This window comes from Kordia jejudonensis (assembly GCF_001005315.1).
Taxonomy (GTDB): Bacteria; Bacteroidota; Bacteroidia; order Flavobacteriales; family Flavobacteriaceae; genus Kordia; species Kordia jejudonensis.
The window spans coordinates 1-18,905 of the sequence record NZ_LBMG01000056.1 but is presented as its reverse complement, the minus strand read 5'-3'; the positions used below and the strand labels follow the sequence as shown (position 1 = coordinate 18,905).

The following is an 18,905-nucleotide window of genomic DNA, read 5'->3' as shown; positions in this document are numbered from 1 at the left end:
CAACTAAAAAGCATCGCTGTTGAGGTGCTTTTTTTATAAAATTATAAGTGTAAAGTGAGTTTGGAAAACTACTCAGTACAATAAATATTATAATCTTCTACTAGTTTTTTCATGTCGCTCGATTTGTATTCTCCAGACTCAATTCCTTCAGTGATTTCAGGACACTCTTTAAAATAAGCAAGCATTTTCTTTTTCCAACCGCTAAATAATCCAGTGGAAACTAGTATCACTTTTTCATCCGTTGGCTTTTTAAGAAATAGTGTAAAATCAGTATTTTTTTGGCTAGGTGTGTAATTGGCACCTTTTCGTGAGCCATAATTCAAAGTTGTAGTTGTCCAATAGGCACTAAAACGTGCATAAAGTTTTATATTGCCATCTACCACAACTTCCATCAATTCATATTTCCGTTGCCATTTTGCTTTAACATATTCAAGTGTTACTTCCATGTTTTCAAATCCAAAAAACGTAATACGTTGTACATTTTCATTTCCCCAAACATCAGGTTTACTTTCTCGATCAATTCGAAATTTGATACTATCTTTTTTGGTTAAACTTCCATATCCTTGAATGGAGGTACCATCTTTAAATATCAACTCACATTTTTGATTTTGGCTAAAACCAATTCCGATGAAGCAAAGAAAAAAAATAACGTGTTTGAGCATAAATTTTTTAAATTTTGAATCTTAATCATTCTCTGTACAATACAAATTGTAATCTTCTACCAATTGTGCAATAGATTTCTTATCGTATGCATCCGCTTCCAAATCTTCCACAAGTGACGGACAATCTTTAAAAAATTCGATCATTTCCTTTTTCCATCTTCTGTTGGTCCATGACGGACGAATTGGAAATAAGGTATCTGAAGATGCTTTTTTTAAATAATAGGCTGATACTTCTTCTTCTTTTTTATAAGATACGACTCTTTGTTGTGGCAGGTCATTTTCTTTGCCAAAAGGTGGTAATGAAGGGTAAACAGTAATAGTTTTGTCTGGGATCATTCGAAACTTAGTACGCGCATACAACATTACATCTCCATAGAGTTTAATTTCAAGAAGTCTAGGTAAAGAGTTTTTACGCAGATTAAAATATTCCAACACTTGATCATAATCACTTCTGAAAAAACGAACTGATTTCACATCTTTAGAATCCCAAACATCAGGCGTACTATCGCGTTCCATAGAAAAGTGAATTTTATCAACCTTTCCAATTCTACAAAATCCGCGAAAGGCTGTACTATCTTTCAAGGTAAGTTCACATTCTTGTAACTTTTTTTCACCTTTAATTTGTGCAAAACAAGTTGCAGTAAACATAATAAAGATGAGTGTGTTTTTAAACATAATTTTTTCGATTAATACAGAGATTATCTAACAGCGCATGAGCGCGATCTAATAGCGAAGCGGTCTAAAATCTAACAGCGATAGCGATCTAAATAACATTCACTTCCGCTTCAATAGCAATATTGAATTTCTCCAACACAGTTGCTTGAATTTTTTTGGCTAAAGCCAGAATTTCCGCGCCAGTAGCATTATCATGATTCACTAAAACGAGTGCTTGATTTTTATGAACACCTGCATCTCCAAATCGTTTTCCTTTGAATCCACATTGCTCAATCAACCAACCCGCAGGAACTTTAATTTCAGTGTCTGAAACTACGTAATGTGGTACGTTTTTATGATTTTCTTGTAGCATATCAAAGTCAGCTTTTGAAATGACAGGGTTTTTAAAGAAGCTTCCGCTATTACCAATTTCTTTAGGATTTGGAAGTTTTCGTTCGCGAATAGCAATTACGGCATCACTGACATTTTTTATAGTAGGATTGGTAATATGATTGCTTTCCAATTCTTGTTGAATAGCTCCATAAGAAGTATTCAATTTGTGATTTTTTCGCGTTAAACGAAACACAACCGAAGTTATAATATACTTGCCTTTTGCTTCATTCTTAAAAATAGAATTTCGATAGCCAAACTTGCAATCTTCTAGTTGAAATATTTTTTGTTCAAGTGTTTCTATATCAATAACCGAGCAACTTACAAATGTATCTTTGAGTTCTACACCGTAAGCACCAATATTCTGAATCGGAGAAGTACCAACATTCCCAGGAATGAGCGATAAATTTTCAACACCGCCAAAATCATTTTCAATACACCAAAGTACAAATTCGTGCCAGTTTTCTCCCGCCTGAATTTCTACTAAAACTTCTTCTTCTGTTTGGATAACAATACGTTTTCCTTTCGTGTTGATGTGTAAAATAGGCGTTTCAATATCTTTGGTAAGCAACATATTGCTTCCGCCACCAAGCACAAAATACTCAGGAAACTCTTCTAATTGCAAAGCAACGAGCAGTTCTGATATGTTGGTAATGGAAATAAAGTTTTTCGCTGTAGCGTCAATGCCAAACGTATTAAACTTCTTTAGGGAAACATTATGTTGTATAGAAATCACTAGTTATCTTGCATTATATGTTTTAAGTCCTTTTTCTAAAATTTCAACGGCTTTTACCAAACTTTCCTCATTCAGCACATAGGCTATTCTAATTTGGTTGAGACCTGTGTTTGGCGTAGAATAAAACCCAGCTGCAGGAGCAACCATAACTGTATTTCCTTCGTATTCAAAGCTTTCTAGCAACCATTTTGCAAAATCTTCAGCGTCTGCTACAGGCAATTCTGCAATGCAATAAAAAGCACCTTTCGGATTTGCCACACGCACACCTTCAATTTGTTTTAAACTCGAAATCAGCGTATTTCTTCTACTTACATAATCTACAATAACATCATCAAAATAGCTTTGTGGAGTTTCTAAAGCGGCTTCACTTGCAATTTGTGCAAATGTTGGTGGCGATAAACGCGCTTGTGCAAATTTCATTGCGGTCGCCATTACCTCTTTATTTTTTGAAACAATACAACCAATACGCGCACCACACATACTATAACGTTTTGAAACCGAATCAATCATAATGGCATGCGCTTCCATATCTGGTTCTTGCATGATAGAATAATGCACCATTCCGTCGTAAGCAAACTCACGATATACTTCATCAGCAATCAAGAACAAATCATGTTTTTTAACAATCTTCGCTAATTTTTGAATTTCTTCTTTTGTATACAAATAACCTGTTGGGTTTCCTGGATTGCAAATTAAAATTGCTTTCGTTTTAGGTGTAATTAGCTTTTCAAACTCTTCAATTGGTGGCAATGCAAAATTATCTTCAATTTTAGAAATAACAGGCACAACTTTTACGCCAGCAGCTGTAGAAAAACCGTTGTAATTTGCATAAAATGGTTCAGGAATAATCACTTCGTCATCACTATCCATAGTGCTTCCAAAAGCAAATCCTAACGCTTCGCTTCCTCCAGTGGTTACAATAATATCCGAAGCAGTTACATGAATATTGTGTTGCGAATAATAATTGGCAATTTTAGTTCTATACTCTTCAGAACCATCAGATTTGGTGTATGCCAATACGTCAAGCGAGTGAACTTTAACAGCGTCTAAAGCAACTTGAGGAGTTTTGATATCTGGCTGACCGATATTTAAATGAAAAACAGTTTTACCTTGTTTATACGCTTTCTCAGCGTAAGGAACCAATTTTCGAATTGGCGATTGTGGCATTGCAATTCCTTTGTTGGAAATAGTTGGCATACGTCTTGGTTTTTAGAAACACAAAATTGCAAAATATATTTTAAATTCATGTCATTATTGAATACATTTTCAACAATGTTAAAAAATGAAAAAAATTGCAAATTATTGTTAAATTTCGTATATTGAAATGTTACCAAACTCCCTTTATCACTTGATTACACTAAAGAAACATACGGTTTTATTAATACTGTGTATTGCCAGCTTTGCGCAAGCACAGTATAAGTTTGAAATGCCTGAAGGTAAAGATAAAGTTACCGTTCCGTTTAAATTATTAAACAACTTAATATTGATTCCTGTTGAAGTGAATGGCGTAGAAATGTCTTTTCTGCTAGATTCTGGGGTCAATAAACCTATATTATTCAATTTGAATCCAGGCGATTCGCTTGAAATAGAACAGCGCGAACGTATTGAACTTCGCGGTTTGGGTTCTGGAAGTACTATTACGGCAGTTCGCGCACGATCCAATTCTTTCAAAATAGCTGAGGTAGAAAAGAAAGACTTAGAAATGTTTATCATTTTAGATGAAGAAATCAATATGTCTACCCGTTTAGGTGTTCCCGTTCACGGAATTATTGGGTATGATGTATTTAACGATTTTATTGTTGAGATTAACTATAGCAATTCAAAAATAAAGCTGCATCGACCAGAAAAATATACTTATGCATCGTGCAGAAAATGTGAAGATTTGCCATTGACATTTAGAAATAGCAAACCATACATAGATGTAAATGTCATGATTGAGAATGGAGAAGAAATTCCCGTAAAACTCTTAATCGATTCTGGCGGAAGTGACGCATTGTGGCTTTTTGAAGATGAAGGAATAAATATCAATGTTCCTGATAAAAACTTTGAAGATTTTCTAGGAAAAGGTCTCAGTGGAAGCATTTATGGAAAACGATCTCGTGTAAAGGAATTTTCTATGGGTAAATTTTCATTTAAAAATGCTAAAGTTGCGTTTCCTGATTCTACAGCGATTGTATATGTGAAAAATTTCAAAGAACGAAATGGAAGCATTGGTGGCGAAATTTTAAAACGTTTCAAAGTTGTTTTTGACTATGGTAATAAGCGAATTCGCTTGCGCAAAAGCCGTTTCTATTCTGCACCTTTTCGATACAATATGAGTGGTATAGAGCTGCAACACAATGGAATGCGTTTGGTAACTGAAACAGTAAAACGTACAAGTACAGAAGCAAACAACGGTGTTCTTAGAGATCCAGGTGCCACGGGAGAAGTAAGCATTGTATATGAACACTACAACAAATTCAGTTTGGTAAAATCGTTTGAAGTTGCCGAAGTACGTGAAGATTCTCCAGCAGGTTTATCAGGATTGCTAAAAGGTGACGTCATCATTTCCATAAACGGACGCTTTGTACACAACTACTCATTAACTAGAGTAACGGGCATGCTCGAAGGAAAAGAAGGTAAAAAAATACGCATGAAAGTAAATCGAAATGACGTATTGCTCGATTTTGAATTCCGACTCAAAGAAGTACTTTAAATTTCAGTATTCAGTATTCAGTATTCAGTATTTAACTTAGGAATAGATCGATTGAAAAACCAGCGTTGTAAATTGATTTTTTTTCATTCCTAAAACCTAACTCCTAAGACCTAACAAAAAAAAGCCTCATCAAAACTGACAAGGCATTTTATTAATGATATATTTTTTACGAATTAAGATTCAATCTCTGATTTATCTTTCATCATAATACTTTTTGACTTGCTTGGGTCAACAATCTTTCCTTTAATCTTGATGGCTTTCGTTGGCTCGTCTGCATTAGAATATACAGTAATTGTCTTTCTAATTGGACCCACACGCTTCGTGTCATACTTTACTTCAATAACACCCGTTTTTCCAGGTAAAATTGGCGCCTCAGGTTTCTTCGGAATCGTACATCCACAACTTGAATATACTCTTGTAATGATTAATGGCGCATCTCCTATATTTGTAAATTCAAAAATACGTACACCGTCGGCACCTTTTTCAATGGTTCCGTAATCAATTGTTTCCGTTTTAAATTTAATTTTTGCCGTTTTTTCTTGAGCTTGAACAGCAAAAGCAAATAAACCAACAAATAATATAGTAACTATTCTTTTCATCATTTCTATTTTTTGTATTCATGTAAAATTAGGCACTTATTTGTAATCTTACAAAATTTGTTTCATAAAATACAAACTAATCTGTATTACTTACACATATTTAACAATTAAATGCAAAAGTAACAAAACACTTTTTAAATAGTGCAGATATAAGTACTTTTGCCAATTATATTACAAAAACAATACCAAAAATGAGTATTCAAACAAAGTATGATCCAAGTAAGATCGAAGACAAATGGTACCAATATTGGATGGAAAATAACTATTTCCATTCAGAACCAGACGAACGTGAAGCGTATACAATCGTAATTCCGCCACCAAACGTCACTGGAGTCTTGCACATGGGACACATGCTCAATAATACCATTCAGGATGTATTGATTCGTAGAGCGCGCTTAAAAGGATTCAACGCATGTTGGGTTCCTGGAACCGATCATGCATCTATTGCAACGGAAGCGAAAGTGGTAGATAAACTGAAAAAAGAAGGAATTCAGAAGTCAGATTTATCACGCGAAGAATTTTTAACCCATGCTTGGGAATGGACACACAAACACGGTGGCATCATCCTAGAGCAACTTAAAAAACTAGGCGCTTCTTGTGATTGGGACAGAACCAAGTTTACCATGGATGACGATATGTCAGAAGCCGTAATCAAAACCTTTGTTGATTTACATGACAAAGGGTTAATCTATCGCGGATATCGCATGGTAAATTGGGATCCTGAAGCAAAAACAACACTATCTGACGAAGAAGTAATTCACGAAGAAAAACAAGGAAATCTTTACTATTTGTCATATGCCATTGAAGGAAGTGACGAAAAAGTAACGATTGCCACAACACGTCCTGAAACAATTTTGGGCGATACTGCAATATGTATTAATCCAAATGATGAACGTTATACGCATTTGAAAGGAAAAAAAGCAATTGTTCCGTTAGTAAACAGAGTGATTCCTATCATTGAAGATGAATATGTAGATGTAGAATTTGGTACAGGTTGCCTGAAAGTGACGCCTGCACACGATGTAAATGATAAAGAACTAGGAGACAAGCACAACTTAGAAGTAATCGATATTTTTAATGATGATGCTTCGCTGAATAGCTTTGGATTGCATTATGAAGGAAAAGATCGTTTTGTAGTTCGTAAAGAAATTTCAAAAGAACTTGAAGAAAAAGGATTCTTAATTAAAACGGAACAACATATTAACAAAGTTGGAACGTCCGAACGTACCAAAGCTGTCATAGAACCAAGATTGTCAGATCAATGGTTTTTAAAAATGGAAGATTTGGTAAAGCCTGCTATCAAAGCGGTTTTAGACGAAGACAATGACATCAACTTATTTCCTAAAAAGTTCGAAAACACCTATCGTCATTGGATGGAAAATATTCGCGATTGGAATATTTCACGTCAACTTTGGTGGGGACAACAAATTCCTGCGTATTATTTTGGCGATGGAAAAGAAGATTTTGTAGTGGCAGAAACTGCTGAAAAAGCACTAGAAAAAGCGAAAGCAAAAACAGGAAATACCAACTTAACACTTGCCGATTTAAAACAAGATGAAGATGCACTTGATACGTGGTTTTCTTCATGGTTGTGGCCAATAAGTGTATTTGATGGAATTCGGAATCCTGAAAATGAAGAAATCAACTATTACTATCCAACAAATGATTTGGTAACAGGTCCAGATATTTTATTTTTCTGGGTTGCCCGAATGATTATTGCTGGATACGAATACAGAGACATGAAGCCATTTACGAATGTATATCTTACAGGATTGGTTCGTGATAAACAAGGTAGAAAAATGTCGAAATCCTTAGGAAACTCGCCAGATGCGTTAAAACTAATTGAAGAGTTTGGAGCCGATGGAGTTCGTGTTGGATTGTTACTAAGTTCAGCTGCTGGAAACGATTTATTATTCGATTTTGATCAAGTTGATGAAAAAGGAGAAGTACTAAAACCAAAACAAATTAAAGCTTGGAAAGAAGCTGGCAAAGAACCAATTTACACTTCTAAGTTATGTATGCAAGGAAAAGGATTTGCCAATAAAATCCATAATGCCTACAACCTAACGCAGATTTGGGAAGTAAGCGATGCTGTTGAACAGCCTGAGGTTGCCAAAGTTGCCATTGAGTGGTTTCAGTCAAAATTTCAAAGTGCATTGATTGATTTAGAAGATCAATACAGCAAATACCGAATTTCGGATGCATTAATGATAACGTACAAACTTATTTGGGACGATTTCTGTTCATGGTTCCTAGAAATGGTAAAACCAACATACGGTTCGCCAATTGACAAGAAAACCTACGATGCAGTTATTTCCTTATTTGAAGATGTATTAAGAGTTTTACATCCGTTTATGCCATTCCTTTCGGAAGATATTTGGCAACGTATAGCAAATAGAAGCAAAGAAGAAGCATTAGTTGTGGCAGCTTGGCCAAAAACGGACACGGTTGATGAAAGCTTATTGCGTAATTTTGAAATGATTCAAGAAGTAGTTTCTGGAATTAGAACAATTCGTAAAGAAAAGAACATTCCGCAAAAAGACTCGTTATCATTAATTATTGTAAACAATGAGAAATCTACAGAAAACTTAAATTCAGTAATTGCGAAGCTCGGAAACGTTGAAAACATCAGTTACAGCGAGGAAAATGTTGATGGCGCATTATCGTTCCGTGTAAAATCGAACGAATATTTCATTCCAATGGAAGGTGCAATTGATATTGAAGCCGAAATTGAGAAGCTAACCAAAGAGTTGGAATATGTAGAAGGTTCGTTGAAAATAGTTCAAAAGAAGCTAGCCAATGAACGTTTTGTAAGCAATGCTCCAGCACAAGTTGTTGCCAACGAAAAGAAGAAAGAAGCGGATGCTATTGCAAAAATTGAAACTTTAAAAGCGAGTTTAGCTTCTTTGAAGTAATTTGAAGATTTGAAAATGTCACATCGAGCGCAGTCGAGATGTCATACTATAAAAAGGCTGTCTAAAAGGCTAAATTTTCGTCAAGCCGAACTTGATTCGGTTTCTCATAATCATTGAAAATCAGTGTAATGAGATTCTGAATTGAATTCAGAATGACGCTTTTTTATACTTTTTAGACGGCTTCCTTTTTATTGATTAAAAGGTTAAAAATCATTTCCACGTCATACTGAACTTTTTCACTGAGCGGAGCCGAAGTGTGATTCAGCATCGCATACAAAAGCTACGATTCTTTGTATTTCTTCTTCAAACTTTCCAACGTATCAATAGCCTTCTGAATATCTTCCAGCGTTGTACTATTTTCTTTTGTAGGATGAAACAATTCTCGAATATCAACATCTAAAGTTTGAGCGATTTTGAGTAACAATTCAGGTTTGGGAAAACTATTTCCTTGAACAATATTAGAAATACTCGCAGGCGTAACTTCCACTTTTTCAGCCAAGTCTTTTCCTGTCATTTCTTTTTCCTTTAAAACTTCTTTTAAGCGTAGAATGTTCATAGTTAATAATTTGTGATTAGGTAAAACTTTATAATTATAGTTTCGCTAAATTTTTTACAAAATAATTATAGTATTATTTGCATTTAATTACAGCGTTGCTTATATTTGAATATTGGAAATTATAGTAATACTTAATTATAAAGAATACAAATTTAGTGTAATGACAACTCAAAAGCAACTCAACAAAGAATTATTGCAAGAACTCAAAGAAGTTAAATCTGAATTACTAAGATATAAACAAGATTTTGAAAAAGAAAAGAATATCAAAAACGGTTTGTATTTTTTTATCTTAACAAATGATTTGGTTGCGTTGCTTCAAGAATTTAGAAAAACAAATGATTATTATGATACGGATTATCAGGTAAAAGCATTGGATTTTTTGATTGATACGTTACCTTGACATTTTGTATTCAAAATTTAGTAGTTAAAATGCTGATAAAGAAGTTTCATGGTAAAGTAATCAAATATTTTAAGCAAAAAAAATCGCCCAAAAATTACTTTCAGACGATTTTGTGTGATTTAAAAATTTATGAGTAACGAAGATTATTATTCGTCCAATAATAAATTTAAATTTACAGTTATATTGTCACGCGTAGCTTTACTAAAAGGACACACTTTATGCGCTTTTTCTACTAAATCTTCTCCCGTTTTCAGATCAACTCCAGGAATATAGCAATCTAACGTTGCTTCCAAAAAGAAACCGTCATCATCTTTGCAAAACCCAATGATAGCAGTAATACTTAGCTCTTCATTATTAATGTCGATACCTTCGTTTTTTGCAACCGATTGAATAGCACCACCAAAACAAGCTGCATATGCTGCACCAAAAAGTTGTTCAGGATTTGCGCCGTCGCCACCATTACCGCCCATTGATTTTGGAACTGATAAATTAAAATCGATTGGACTATTTTCTGAGTGTACTTTTCCTTCTCTACCACCAACTGCTTGCGTAGTTGCTTCGTATAATGTTTTCATTTTTTTTCTTTTTATTGTTATGGAATAAAGATACTATGATCTAGATGCTTTATAAAATGTATAATCCTAAAATTCTCTTAAAACAGTCATGTGATGTAATTTTTTAGATACTTTTTTCACTTTTTGAACACTTTACTACTGAAATACTAAGAGCACAAGCATTGCCAAGAAAGAAATGATACTATGACTTCAATACTCCAATTTTTCTTCTATAATATTGATCAATCACAAAAATAGAAACCAACAATAAAGAAGTCGCTAGGAGTGAACCTTCAAATCCAAAACTGCCACCATTCAGCAAATTATCTTCCATTCGCGATTGTTGAATAACGGAATAAAATTCTTGTCCACTAACTTCAAATCCAAAAATAGGTCCTTGAAAGAAGTTCCAGCTAAAATGTAAAGCAATGGGAAACCATAAGTTTTTTGTGTAGATATATGTAATTCCTAGCAAAATTCCCGCAAGGAATAAATTTAGAATAGGAATTGTTCCCATATTTGGATTAAAGGAATGTAACGCCGTAAAAATGACAGCGGAAATCATCAAAGCAACATATTTGTTCAATTTGGTTAGTAATAATCCTAACACATATCCTCTACATAAAATTTCTTCAATGAGTGAAACCAAGATAAAGAAAATCATACTGTATATAATTCCCTTTGCATGTACGGAGATTGAAACAAGCGCAATTTCATTCAAACTTAGCAATACAAAATAGGCAATTGCCATGACCGCAAAACCCAATCCGATTCCGAAGATGATATCTTTTCCTCTATTTTTAAGCTGAAAACCTATAGAAACTAGCGAAACCTTGTCTATATATTTTGTAAAAAGCCAAGTAGATACGAGTGTTCCTATAAATTGCATAAAGCGTGAAACTGTACGTGGTGCAAGTGATGCAATTCCGCCAACTTCTTTGGAAGCTTGTGAAATCCAAACTTGGGAAATAATTTCAAATACAATAGAAATGGCAAACCATGTCAGTAGAAATAAACATAGTTGTACTCCAATAGGTAAGTTGCTTTTACTCTTCAAAATATGAATTGACTAGTGCTATGTATGCTTTTTTGGCTTCTTCGGGAGAAATGTTTTGTGTTTGTAGTAATGCGTTCATTTTAAAAGCATTAATAATAGGTCTACGACTGCTCGGTTTGTCGTAATTATTCGTTGCTTTTTTATAATACGCATACAATCGCAATAAAAAGTCAGCAGGAAACGCATTAGTACTATTATTAACACGCTCTACGGCTTCAAAGAATTCTATGTCTAACTCTGAGGTACTCATTACTTCATAGCAATTATGTCAACGCCACCTTTTACAACTTGATTTAGTTTTACATTGATATTGGTATCCAACGGAAGAAATAAATCGACACGTGAGCCAAATTTTATAAAACCAGCATCTTCGCCTTGTACAACAGTTGCGTTTTCTTCAGCATAATTTACAATTCTTTTTGCTAAAGCGCCCGCAATTTGTCTATATAAAATGGTTCCATAATTTTTATTTTCAACTACGACTGTTGTGCGTTCGTTTTCTTCAGAAGCTTTTGGATGCCAAGCAACTAAAAATTTCCCAGGATGATATTTGCTAAATTTTACAGTTCCTCCGATAGCATATCGCGTGACATGCACATTGATAGGCGACATAAAAATGGATACTTGCAAGCGCTTGTCTTTAAAGTATTCTTTTTCAAATACTTCTTCAATTACAACCACTTTTCCATCCACTGGTGCAATAACTTGTGCGTCATTTAACAGTGTGCTACGTTTAGGATTTCTAAAAAATTGTAGAATTAAAAGTAAAAATATAAATGCAACTCCTTGCAATAAGTATTTGATCCAAGTGGTGTCAATTTTGTCAGCAGTAATAATAACAGCAGTAACAATAATAAATGTTACAATGATGATTTTGTATCCTTCTTTATGAAACATAATGTAATATCTTTAAAAACAAATAAATAAATGGCGCAGAAAAAATCATGCTATCCAATCGGTCAAAAATACCACCATGACCAGGCAATATGGAACCGCTATCTTTTACATTGGCTTGTCTTTTAAACTTCGATTGAATCAAATCGCCAATAGTTCCTATAGAACTTATAATAATTGCTAAAATAAGCCAGCTACTAAAACTCAAGGTTTCTGTAAATTTAGCTATAAAATAACTAGCAATACAAGAAAAAAGTAAACCTCCTAAAAATCCTTCAACGGTTTTTTTGGGTGAAATACGCTCAAATAGTTTTTGTCGTCCAAAGTTTTTACCTGTCAAATAGGCAAACGAATCATTGACCCAAACTAAGATAAAACTTCCTAAAATTATATAAGGCTCGTAGGTTTCTGTAGCGCACGGAATCAATAGTAAAAACACAAAACTACTGCTGATATAAAATGTAACGAGCAAGTATCTTTTAAATGCAGATTCAGGAATTATTTTTTTGGAGAATAAGTCTCGAATTAAAAATAAAGAGACAAATATGGAAAATACCAACAAGATCATTGTGGCTTCTTGGCTTGGTTTCCAATAGACAAATATGCCAATAAACGCAAGAAATATAAGGTATTGTATGAATCCTTTTAGATTGATTAATTTACTAAATTCAAACATACACAGTAATCCGAATATGATGAAAACTATAATCAATGCTAAATCAGAATATATTACTGAGAAAATTAGCAGTGCAATAAAAATTAATCCAAAAAAAGATCGCGTTAAAAGTTCTTTCATTTTAGAGGTCTTCCAGAAGCAACAAATATAAGTTTTTTGAGCTACTTCCGTAAGATAAAAAGTCCTTTTCTTCTTTTACTTGAAAATGCTTAATTGTAGTAATATTACTTGGAATGTTTGACTTGTATTTGTTCTTAATGCCGCGCAAACCTTCGCCAATAGCGCTAACTAGTTGACTTGTCGTGGCAAGAATGACGAAATTATCTGGCAAATCATTTAATTTTTTTTCTTTAATTTGATTAGAACAAACTAAAATAGAGCCATTATCAGCAATTAAATATTCGCATGACGACAAATAAAAATTAGCGTTCATGTTTATTTTTGTGAAACGAACGCCAAAATTATCAAAACGTTCCTGTAATTTTTCATCAAAACAGAGCGCTTCTTTTCCTTCCCAACCATTTTCAATAAGGATATTTTCTATGCTGTTGTAAACATCTGTAAAAGAATCGCAGTACAAGAATTTACCGCCGTTTTTTCTGAAATTTATTGTAAACCTTTCATCTATAGGAAGTTCTATCTGAGGCATGTATTTTCCCCGCTCGTCTACAGGATGTTCTTCCTGTTGCGGTTTCGATTTGGAACCAAAAATTTTTTTAAAAAGACTCATAGAGTCAAACTGCAGTTTAATGTTAGGACATATTTTCGTAAAGATAGAAAATCTCGACTTATGCGAACGATAAATCGAGATTTTTTAAATATAAATATCTGTTAAAGTGAGTAACTATTCTTCCGAATCGTCACTGCTATCCGATTTTTCAAACGGTCTTTTTCCGAAAATGCCTACCAAGTCATCTTTGAAGATTACTTCTTTTTCTAAAAGTAATTCGGCAAGCGTTGTTAATTTATCTTTGTTTTGCTCTAATAATTGAATGGCTCTTTGGTATTGTTTTTCAATAATATCAGAGATTTCTTTGTCAATTACTTTCGCAGTTTCTTCACTATATGGTTTTGAAAATCCATTATCATTTCCACTTGAATCGTAGTAGGTAATGTTTCCAATTTTGTCGTTCAACCCATAAACAGTTACCATTGCACGCGCTTGCTTGGTTACCTTTTCTAAATCGCTCAATGCACCTGTAGAAATTTTATTAAACATTACTTTCTCGGCAGCACGTCCACCTAAAGTAGCACACATTTCATCCAACATTTGCTCTGTACGAACTAATAAACGTTCTTCTGGTAAATACCAAGCAGCTCCTAATGATTGTCCACGTGGTACAATAGTTACTTTTACTAACGGTGCAGCATGTTCTACCAACCAACTTACCGTAGCGTGACCAGCTTCGTGGAATGCAACTGTTTTCTTTTCGCCTGGCGTAATGATTTTATTTTTCTTTTCTAATCCACCAACAATTCTATCAACAGCGTCTAAGAAATCTTGCTTTTCAACAGCTTTTTTTCCTTTTCTTGCGGCAATTAATGCGGCTTCGTTACATACGTTTGCAATGTCGGCTCCAGAAAATCCTGGCGTTTGTTTTGATAAGAAATCGGTATCTAAATTATCTGCCTTTTTAAGTGGTTTCAAATGTACTTCGAAGATTTCTTTACGTTCGCGAATATCCGGAAGATCTACATAAATCTGTCTGTCAAAACGTCCCGCACGCATTAATGCTTTATCCAAAATATCTGCACGGTTTGTCGCTGCCATTACAATAACATTTGTATTGGTTCCGAAACCGTCCATTTCAGTTAATAACTGATTCAGTGTATTTTCACGTTCGTCATTAGAACCTGTGAAATTATTTTTTCCACGAGCACGACCAATGGCATCAATTTCATCAATAAAGATAATTGCAGGCGATTTTTCTTTGGCTTGTTTAAATAAGTCACGAACTCTGGAAGCTCCAACACCAACAAACATTTCCACAAAGTCTGAACCTGAAAGTGAAAAGAAAGGTACTTTTGCTTCTCCTGCAACTGCTTTTGCTAACAAGGTTTTACCAGTTCCTGGAGGTCCTACTAATAAAGCTCCTTTTGGAATTTTTCCTCCTAGAGAAGTATATTTTTCAGGATTTTTTAAGAAGTCTACAATTTCTTGCACTTCTTCTTTTGCACCTTCCAAACCTGCAACATCTTTAAACGATGTTTTCATGTCTGTTTTTTCGTCAAATAGCTTGGCTTTTGATTTTCCGATATTGAAAATCTGTCCGCCTCCGCCAGCGCCACCGCCGCCAGACATTCTTCGCATGATGAAAATCCAAACGCCAATGATAAGTACAAACGGTAAGATGCTTATCAAAATACTTGTAAAACTGCTGCTTTCTTGATCAGAAGCAATTTCAAAATCAAGGTTGTTTGCTCTTTTTACTTCGTCAAGATAGTCTTCAAAGTTTTCTAAGTTTAAGTACTTAATAGTAAAGTCAGGAGAATCTCCCATGAAAGCTAAGCCTGTTTTTTTCTTTACAAAATCTTTAAAAATTTCTTTATCAGCTGCGCCTTTTTTAAGATAAATTCGAGCGACTTTCGTATTTGTTACAACTTCAATTTTTTCAATATCATTGTACTGAACCAATTCTTTAAACTTCGTAAAAGTTACTTTGTCGTCAGAACCAGAATCATTAGAAAATATTAAAAAAATAAGGAAGAGCCCAATCATTCCATAAATCCAATATGGACTAAACTTGGGTTTTTTATCAATGTTCTTGTTATTGTTTGCCATTAAATGAAAATGTAATTTTTAATAATTAGCTTGAATAGTCGTTACTTTGGCATCTCCCCAAAGTCCTTCTATGTCATAAAATTCGCGGATGTGTTTTTGAAATACATGAACAACTACATTCACATAATCCATTAGTACCCATTCTGCATTGTCGGCACCTTCAATGTGCCATGGTTTGTCTTTCAGTTCTTTACTAACCATTTTTTGAACAGAACCTACAATGGCATTTACTTGTGTATTAGATGTACCATTGCATATGATAAAGTAGTCACAAACTGTATTTTCTATTTCGCGTAAGTCTAAAATAGTAATGTCATTTCCTTTTACTTCTTCTATCCCTTTTACGATGCCCGTGATCAATTGATCCGTGCTCACTTCAGTTTTCGTCATTCAATTATTTATATTTTGTACAAAAGTATTACTTTTAAATGTTTTATGTAAGTCTATTTACATAAAGAATACTTAAAGAATTTTTAAATATACAATGAAAATAATCAAACTTGATGCCATTGATTCCACAAATACCTATTTGCGTCAGTTAACTAGTACCGAATTGTTGGAAGATTTTACCATAGTTACTGCCGCTTTGCAAACTGCTGGCAAAGGACAAATGGGAACACAATGGAGTTCTGCAAAAGGTCAAAACCTTACGTTTAGCGTCTTTAAAAAGATTTCTTGTTTGAATACACATGAAGGTTTTTACATTAGTATGGCAACTTCATTGGCAATTTATAATGCATTATCCTATTTTCAGATTCCTAAATTAGCGATTAAATGGCCAAACGACATTTTGTCAGAGAGTCAGAAGATTTGTGGAATTTTGATTGAAAATGTCATACAAAATAGCAAAATGACAGCAGCAATTATAGGAATTGGTTTAAATGTGAATCAGACAGTATTTCAAAAAGACTTGAATGCATCTTCATTGAAAAAAAATACAGGCATTCATTTCGATTTGGATGAAGTACTGTCTCAACTGATCATTCAATTGAAAAAATATTCAGAATTAATTACTGATAGACAATTTGATACGTTGAAAATACATTATGAATCGTTATTGTTTCGAAAAGATAAACCTTCAACATTTAAAAGGTTAAATGGCGATTTGTTTATGGGATTTATTCAAGGCGTGAGCGAAGATGGAAAATTGAACGTATTGCTTGAAGATGAAGTTGTAGAAGCGTTTGATTTAAAGGAGATTAAGTTGATGTATTGATGTGAATTGAAAGATTGAAAGATTCAAAAGGTCGCTTCGCTTTTTGGTCGCTTCGCTTTTTGGTCGCTTCGCTTTTTGGTCGCTTCGCTTTGGTTAATAATTACTCAAATGTCATTCCTGCGGAGGCAGGAATCCACACTTATATGCGTACGGAATAGCTCGACAACTTATGAAACGTCACTTCGAGTGAATTTGTAAAACAAATTAGTATCGAGAACTGCTTTGAAGTTACTTCGCTATACACAGAATCTTCAATTTCTTATGATGGCGGAAATTCAAAATATATGTAAAACAAAAAAGCTGCACAAAGTTACCTTTATCCAGCTTTCGCAATGTGTATATTATCGTTTACAATTTGCTCATATTTTCAGCTAGCGTATTGATAAATTTCCCAATAGGTCCTTTAATCATCATAGCCATCATAGGATTAAAGTCGCCTTCAAAGGCTAACTGCGCCTCACTTTTTCCAGCTTCTAATTCCTGAATGTTTCCAGTAAGTGTAAACGGAAGTTTGTCTGAAGCGGCACCTAACACAACTTGATTTGGTGGTGTACTTTCTTTTAATTTTAATACGATTTCTGGCATTCCTTTTAAGGCAAAAAGAAATTTTCCTTCTGCCAACACTTCAAATTTACTAATGCTTTCTGGCATTAATTTTTCAAAGTTTTCCACATTGATCAAAAAATCGTAAAGTTCTTGCGGCGATTTTGCCACGGTAACTTTTGGGCTTTCTAAATTCATCTATTATTTTTTTATTTGGGTATTGTAATCAATTTGCGTTCCAATTTGCAGGATCTTTTCGCCAATTTTCTAAAGTTTCCAATTCAGAAGACGTTATGTAGTTGGTATCTAACGCTTGTTCCAATAAGTTTTCGTAGTTACTTAATGTGTTCAATCGTACATTTGATGCTTCAAAGTTTTCTTTGGCAACATCAAAATTATATGAAAAAATAGCCACCATTCCTTTTACATTTACTTCGGCTTTTTTTAGCGCTTTTACAGCATTTAAGCTACTTTTTCCTGTACTGATTAAATCTTCAACAACCACAACATTTTGCCCTTTTTGGATAAAACCTTCAATTTGGTTTTGTCTTCCGTGCTTTTTTGCTTCCGGTCGTACATACACAAATGGAAGTCCTAAGTATTCGGCAACTAATATCCCAATTCCAATAGCACCAGTAGCTACACCAGCAATGACATCGGGTTTTCCATATTCTTTTTCAATATGTTTTGCGAATTGTTCTCTTAGGTAATTTCGTATTGGAGGAAACGATAAAGTAATCCTGTTATCACAATATATCGGAGACTGCCAACCAGAAGCCCACGTGAAAGGTTCTTGTGGTTGTAATTTAATTGCGTTAATTTGCAATAATAATTCGGCAGTTTTTTTAGCTGTATTTTTATCAAAAATCATAATGCAAATGTATAAAGTTTTTATCAATGAAAAGCTCATTATTGTATCTAATGAAGTAAATAAGAATAAAATTTCCGACACCTTTTTGTTGAAAGATGTTGATTTTGAATGGCTTATATCAAAAATAACTTCTGGAAAATTAGATAAAGCGATCCTTTATCACGACAACGGTGATGAGTTATTGCCGCTTTTACACACAAAATTACCGTTAGTGGAAGCTGCTGGCGGATTGGTGCGAAATGCCAAAAATGAAGTTCTTTTTATTTTTAGAAATGGAAAGTGGGATTTACCGAAAGGAAAAACTGAAAAAGGCGAAAATATTAGAGAAACTGCTTTGCGTGAGGTGGAAGAGGAAACTGGCGTAAAAGGTTTGGTAATTACAGATTTTATAATGAATACCTATCATGTATTTAAGAGAAATGGCGAGTATCGTTTAAAATTAACACATTGGTACGAAATGAAAACAGCGTACGATGGCGAGTTGTTCCCAGAATTTGAAGAAGATATTATGGAAGTTGTATGGAAAAATGAAGCCGCAACCAACGCAGCACTTCAAAACTCGTATGAAAATATAAAGTTGTTGTTTTAGTGTAGATTCAATAATCAAAATATTGTCTCATCGAGCGCAGTTGAGATGCAGATGAGAAATATGTTGCAAAAATTTCTCGACTGCGCTCGAAATTGTAAAGGTTAAGTAATTCGTTG

21 protein-coding genes are annotated in these 18,905 nt (G+C 34.0%); 5 read left to right on the top strand and 16 right to left on the bottom strand.

Annotated features, from left to right (window positions below; all coding sequences use genetic code 11):
- Positions 1 to 68 precede the first annotated feature (68 nt).
- The 4 genes from AA089_RS20135 to AA089_RS20120 form a co-directional block, all read right to left on the bottom strand.
- A complete protein-coding gene (locus AA089_RS20135; RefSeq protein ID WP_046758807.1) occupies positions 69 to 662 on the bottom strand; it encodes a hypothetical protein in 594 nt (197 codons plus the stop codon).
- Positions 663 to 683: 21 nt separating this feature from the next.
- On the bottom strand, positions 684 to 1,337 hold the full coding sequence (locus tag AA089_RS20130; RefSeq protein WP_046758806.1) for a hypothetical protein: 654 nt from the start codon (positions 1,335 to 1,337) through the stop codon (positions 684 to 686).
- Between the two features lie 88 nt (positions 1,338 to 1,425).
- Positions 1,426 to 2,439, bottom strand: coding sequence for a UDP-N-acetylmuramate dehydrogenase (murB, locus tag AA089_RS20125; RefSeq protein WP_046758822.1), 1,014 nt, complete (start codon positions 2,437 to 2,439; stop codon positions 1,426 to 1,428).
- Positions 2,440 to 2,445: 6 nt separating this feature from the next.
- Positions 2,446 to 3,639: a pyridoxal phosphate-dependent aminotransferase gene (locus AA089_RS20120; RefSeq protein ID WP_046758805.1), complete on the bottom strand. Its 1,194-nt coding sequence runs from the start codon at positions 3,637 to 3,639 to the stop codon at positions 2,446 to 2,448.
- A gap of 151 nt (positions 3,640 to 3,790) precedes the next feature.
- On the opposite strand from AA089_RS20120, the gene AA089_RS20115 reads away from it, so the two are divergent.
- Positions 3,791 to 5,137, top strand: coding sequence for a retropepsin-like aspartic protease (locus tag AA089_RS20115; RefSeq protein WP_162200464.1), 1,347 nt, complete (start codon positions 3,791 to 3,793; stop codon positions 5,135 to 5,137).
- Between the two features lie 173 nt (positions 5,138 to 5,310).
- Here the strand turns inward: AA089_RS20115 and AA089_RS20110 are convergent, their stop codons facing one another.
- Complete coding sequence (locus AA089_RS20110; RefSeq protein ID WP_046758803.1) at positions 5,311 to 5,736, bottom strand: DUF1573 domain-containing protein; 426 nt, start codon at positions 5,734 to 5,736, stop codon at positions 5,311 to 5,313.
- 191 nt (positions 5,737 to 5,927) lie between these two features.
- On the opposite strand from AA089_RS20110, the gene AA089_RS20105 reads away from it, so the two are divergent.
- Positions 5,928 to 8,651, top strand: coding sequence for a valine--tRNA ligase (locus AA089_RS20105; RefSeq protein ID WP_046758802.1), 2,724 nt, complete (start codon positions 5,928 to 5,930; stop codon positions 8,649 to 8,651).
- Positions 8,652 to 8,931: 280 nt separating this feature from the next.
- Here AA089_RS20105 and AA089_RS20100 read toward each other — a convergent pair whose 3' ends face one another.
- Entirely contained in the window at positions 8,932 to 9,207 is a 276-nt protein-coding gene (locus tag AA089_RS20100; RefSeq protein ID WP_046758801.1) for a helix-turn-helix transcriptional regulator, read from the bottom strand.
- 160 nt (positions 9,208 to 9,367) lie between these two features.
- Here AA089_RS20100 and AA089_RS20095 point away from each other — a divergent pair, with 160 nt between their 5' ends.
- Complete coding sequence (locus AA089_RS20095; RefSeq protein ID WP_046758800.1) at positions 9,368 to 9,607, top strand: hypothetical protein; 240 nt, start codon at positions 9,368 to 9,370, stop codon at positions 9,605 to 9,607.
- A gap of 146 nt (positions 9,608 to 9,753) precedes the next feature.
- Here AA089_RS20095 and AA089_RS20090 read toward each other — a convergent pair whose 3' ends face one another.
- The 8 genes from AA089_RS20090 to rsfS form a co-directional block, all read right to left on the bottom strand.
- The gene (locus tag AA089_RS20090) at positions 9,754 to 10,182 is read right to left on the bottom strand and encodes an organic hydroperoxide resistance protein (protein WP_046758799.1); all 429 of its coding nucleotides are present in this window, start codon (positions 10,180 to 10,182) and stop codon (positions 9,754 to 9,756) included.
- A 181-nt stretch (positions 10,183 to 10,363) separates the two neighbouring features.
- On the bottom strand, positions 10,364 to 11,218 hold the full coding sequence (locus tag AA089_RS20085) for a CPBP family intramembrane glutamic endopeptidase (RefSeq protein ID WP_053002606.1): 855 nt from the start codon (positions 11,216 to 11,218) through the stop codon (positions 10,364 to 10,366).
- Entirely contained in the window at positions 11,208 to 11,468 is a 261-nt protein-coding gene (locus AA089_RS20080) for an acyl-CoA-binding protein (protein WP_046758797.1), read from the bottom strand. The genes AA089_RS20085 and AA089_RS20080 overlap by 11 nt, the downstream gene beginning before the upstream one ends.
- Positions 11,468 to 12,115 carry a phosphatidylserine decarboxylase family protein gene (locus AA089_RS20075; RefSeq protein WP_046758796.1) on the bottom strand — a complete coding sequence of 216 codons (648 nt, stop codon included), beginning with the start codon at positions 12,113 to 12,115 and terminating at the stop codon, positions 11,468 to 11,470. Before AA089_RS20075 ends, AA089_RS20080 begins: the two co-directional genes overlap by 1 nt.
- Positions 12,105 to 12,908: a phosphatidate cytidylyltransferase gene (locus tag AA089_RS20070; protein WP_046758795.1), complete on the bottom strand. Its 804-nt coding sequence runs from the start codon at positions 12,906 to 12,908 to the stop codon at positions 12,105 to 12,107. Before AA089_RS20070 ends, AA089_RS20075 begins: the two co-directional genes overlap by 11 nt.
- Before the next feature lies 1 nt (position 12,909).
- Positions 12,910 to 13,518: an LUD domain-containing protein gene (locus AA089_RS20065; RefSeq protein ID WP_046758794.1), complete on the bottom strand. Its 609-nt coding sequence runs from the start codon at positions 13,516 to 13,518 to the stop codon at positions 12,910 to 12,912.
- A 114-nt stretch (positions 13,519 to 13,632) separates the two neighbouring features.
- Positions 13,633 to 15,570 carry an ATP-dependent zinc metalloprotease FtsH gene (gene ftsH / locus AA089_RS20060; protein WP_046758793.1) on the bottom strand — a complete coding sequence of 646 codons (1,938 nt, stop codon included), beginning with the start codon at positions 15,568 to 15,570 and terminating at the stop codon, positions 13,633 to 13,635.
- An 18-nt stretch (positions 15,571 to 15,588) separates the two neighbouring features.
- On the bottom strand, positions 15,589 to 15,960 hold the full coding sequence (rsfS, locus tag AA089_RS20055) for a ribosome silencing factor (RefSeq protein WP_046758792.1): 372 nt from the start codon (positions 15,958 to 15,960) through the stop codon (positions 15,589 to 15,591).
- Positions 15,961 to 16,054: 94 nt separating this feature from the next.
- Between rsfS and AA089_RS20050 the strand changes: the two genes are divergently transcribed.
- Positions 16,055 to 16,786, top strand: coding sequence for a biotin--[acetyl-CoA-carboxylase] ligase (locus AA089_RS20050; RefSeq protein ID WP_046758791.1), 732 nt, complete (start codon positions 16,055 to 16,057; stop codon positions 16,784 to 16,786).
- A gap of 348 nt (positions 16,787 to 17,134) precedes the next feature.
- Here AA089_RS20050 and AA089_RS20045 read toward each other — a convergent pair whose 3' ends face one another.
- Both AA089_RS20045 and pyrE read right to left on the bottom strand, forming a co-directional pair.
- Positions 17,135 to 17,527, bottom strand: a complete 393-nt coding sequence (locus AA089_RS20045; RefSeq protein WP_046758790.1) for an SRPBCC family protein — start codon at positions 17,525 to 17,527, stop codon at positions 17,135 to 17,137.
- Between the two features lie 28 nt (positions 17,528 to 17,555).
- Positions 17,556 to 18,200, bottom strand: coding sequence for an orotate phosphoribosyltransferase (gene pyrE / locus AA089_RS20040; RefSeq protein WP_046758789.1), 645 nt, complete (start codon positions 18,198 to 18,200; stop codon positions 17,556 to 17,558).
- A 7-nt stretch (positions 18,201 to 18,207) separates the two neighbouring features.
- Between pyrE and AA089_RS20035 the strand changes: the two genes are divergently transcribed.
- A complete protein-coding gene (locus AA089_RS20035; protein WP_046758821.1) occupies positions 18,208 to 18,789 on the top strand; it encodes an NUDIX hydrolase in 582 nt (193 codons plus the stop codon).
- Positions 18,790 to 18,905 lie beyond the last annotated feature (116 nt).

Bases quoted from the DNA above. Each gene is read 5' to 3' on its own strand.
- AA089_RS20075 (WP_046758796.1), bottom strand. From the start codon at position 12,115: ATGTTTCATAAAGAAGGATACAAAATCATCATTGTAACATTTATTATT.
- AA089_RS20120 (WP_046758805.1), bottom strand. From the start codon at position 3,639: ATGCCAACTATTTCCAACAAAGGAATTGCAATGCCACAATCGCCAATT.
- AA089_RS20050 (WP_046758791.1), top strand. From the start codon at position 16,055: ATGAAAATAATCAAACTTGATGCCATTGATTCCACAAATACCTATTTG.
- AA089_RS20095 (WP_046758800.1), top strand. From the start codon at position 9,368: ATGACAACTCAAAAGCAACTCAACAAAGAATTATTGCAAGAACTCAAA.
- AA089_RS20080 (WP_046758797.1), bottom strand. From the start codon at position 11,468: ATGAGTACCTCAGAGTTAGACATAGAATTCTTTGAAGCCGTAGAGCGT.
- AA089_RS20070 (WP_046758795.1), bottom strand. From the start codon at position 12,908: ATGAAAGAACTTTTAACGCGATCTTTTTTTGGATTAATTTTTATTGCA.
- AA089_RS20065 (WP_046758794.1), bottom strand. From the start codon at position 13,518: ATGAGTCTTTTTAAAAAAATTTTTGGTTCCAAATCGAAACCGCAACAG.
- AA089_RS20105 (WP_046758802.1), top strand. From the start codon at position 5,928: ATGAGTATTCAAACAAAGTATGATCCAAGTAAGATCGAAGACAAATGG.
- AA089_RS20035 (WP_046758821.1), top strand. From the start codon at position 18,208: ATGTATAAAGTTTTTATCAATGAAAAGCTCATTATTGTATCTAATGAA.
- AA089_RS20110 (WP_046758803.1), bottom strand. From the start codon at position 5,736: ATGAAAAGAATAGTTACTATATTATTTGTTGGTTTATTTGCTTTTGCT.
- AA089_RS20130 (WP_046758806.1), bottom strand. From the start codon at position 1,337: ATGTTTAAAAACACACTCATCTTTATTATGTTTACTGCAACTTGTTTT.
- rsfS (WP_046758792.1), bottom strand. From the start codon at position 15,960: ATGACGAAAACTGAAGTGAGCACGGATCAATTGATCACGGGCATCGTA.
- pyrE (WP_046758789.1), bottom strand. From the start codon at position 18,200: ATGATTTTTGATAAAAATACAGCTAAAAAAACTGCCGAATTATTATTG.
- AA089_RS20100 (WP_046758801.1), bottom strand. From the start codon at position 9,207: ATGAACATTCTACGCTTAAAAGAAGTTTTAAAGGAAAAAGAAATGACA.
- AA089_RS20135 (WP_046758807.1), bottom strand. From the start codon at position 662: ATGCTCAAACACGTTATTTTTTTTCTTTGCTTCATCGGAATTGGTTTT.
- AA089_RS20090 (WP_046758799.1), bottom strand. From the start codon at position 10,182: ATGAAAACATTATACGAAGCAACTACGCAAGCAGTTGGTGGTAGAGAA.
- AA089_RS20045 (WP_046758790.1), bottom strand. From the start codon at position 17,527: ATGAATTTAGAAAGCCCAAAAGTTACCGTGGCAAAATCGCCGCAAGAA.
- ftsH (WP_046758793.1), bottom strand. From the start codon at position 15,570: ATGGCAAACAATAACAAGAACATTGATAAAAAACCCAAGTTTAGTCCA.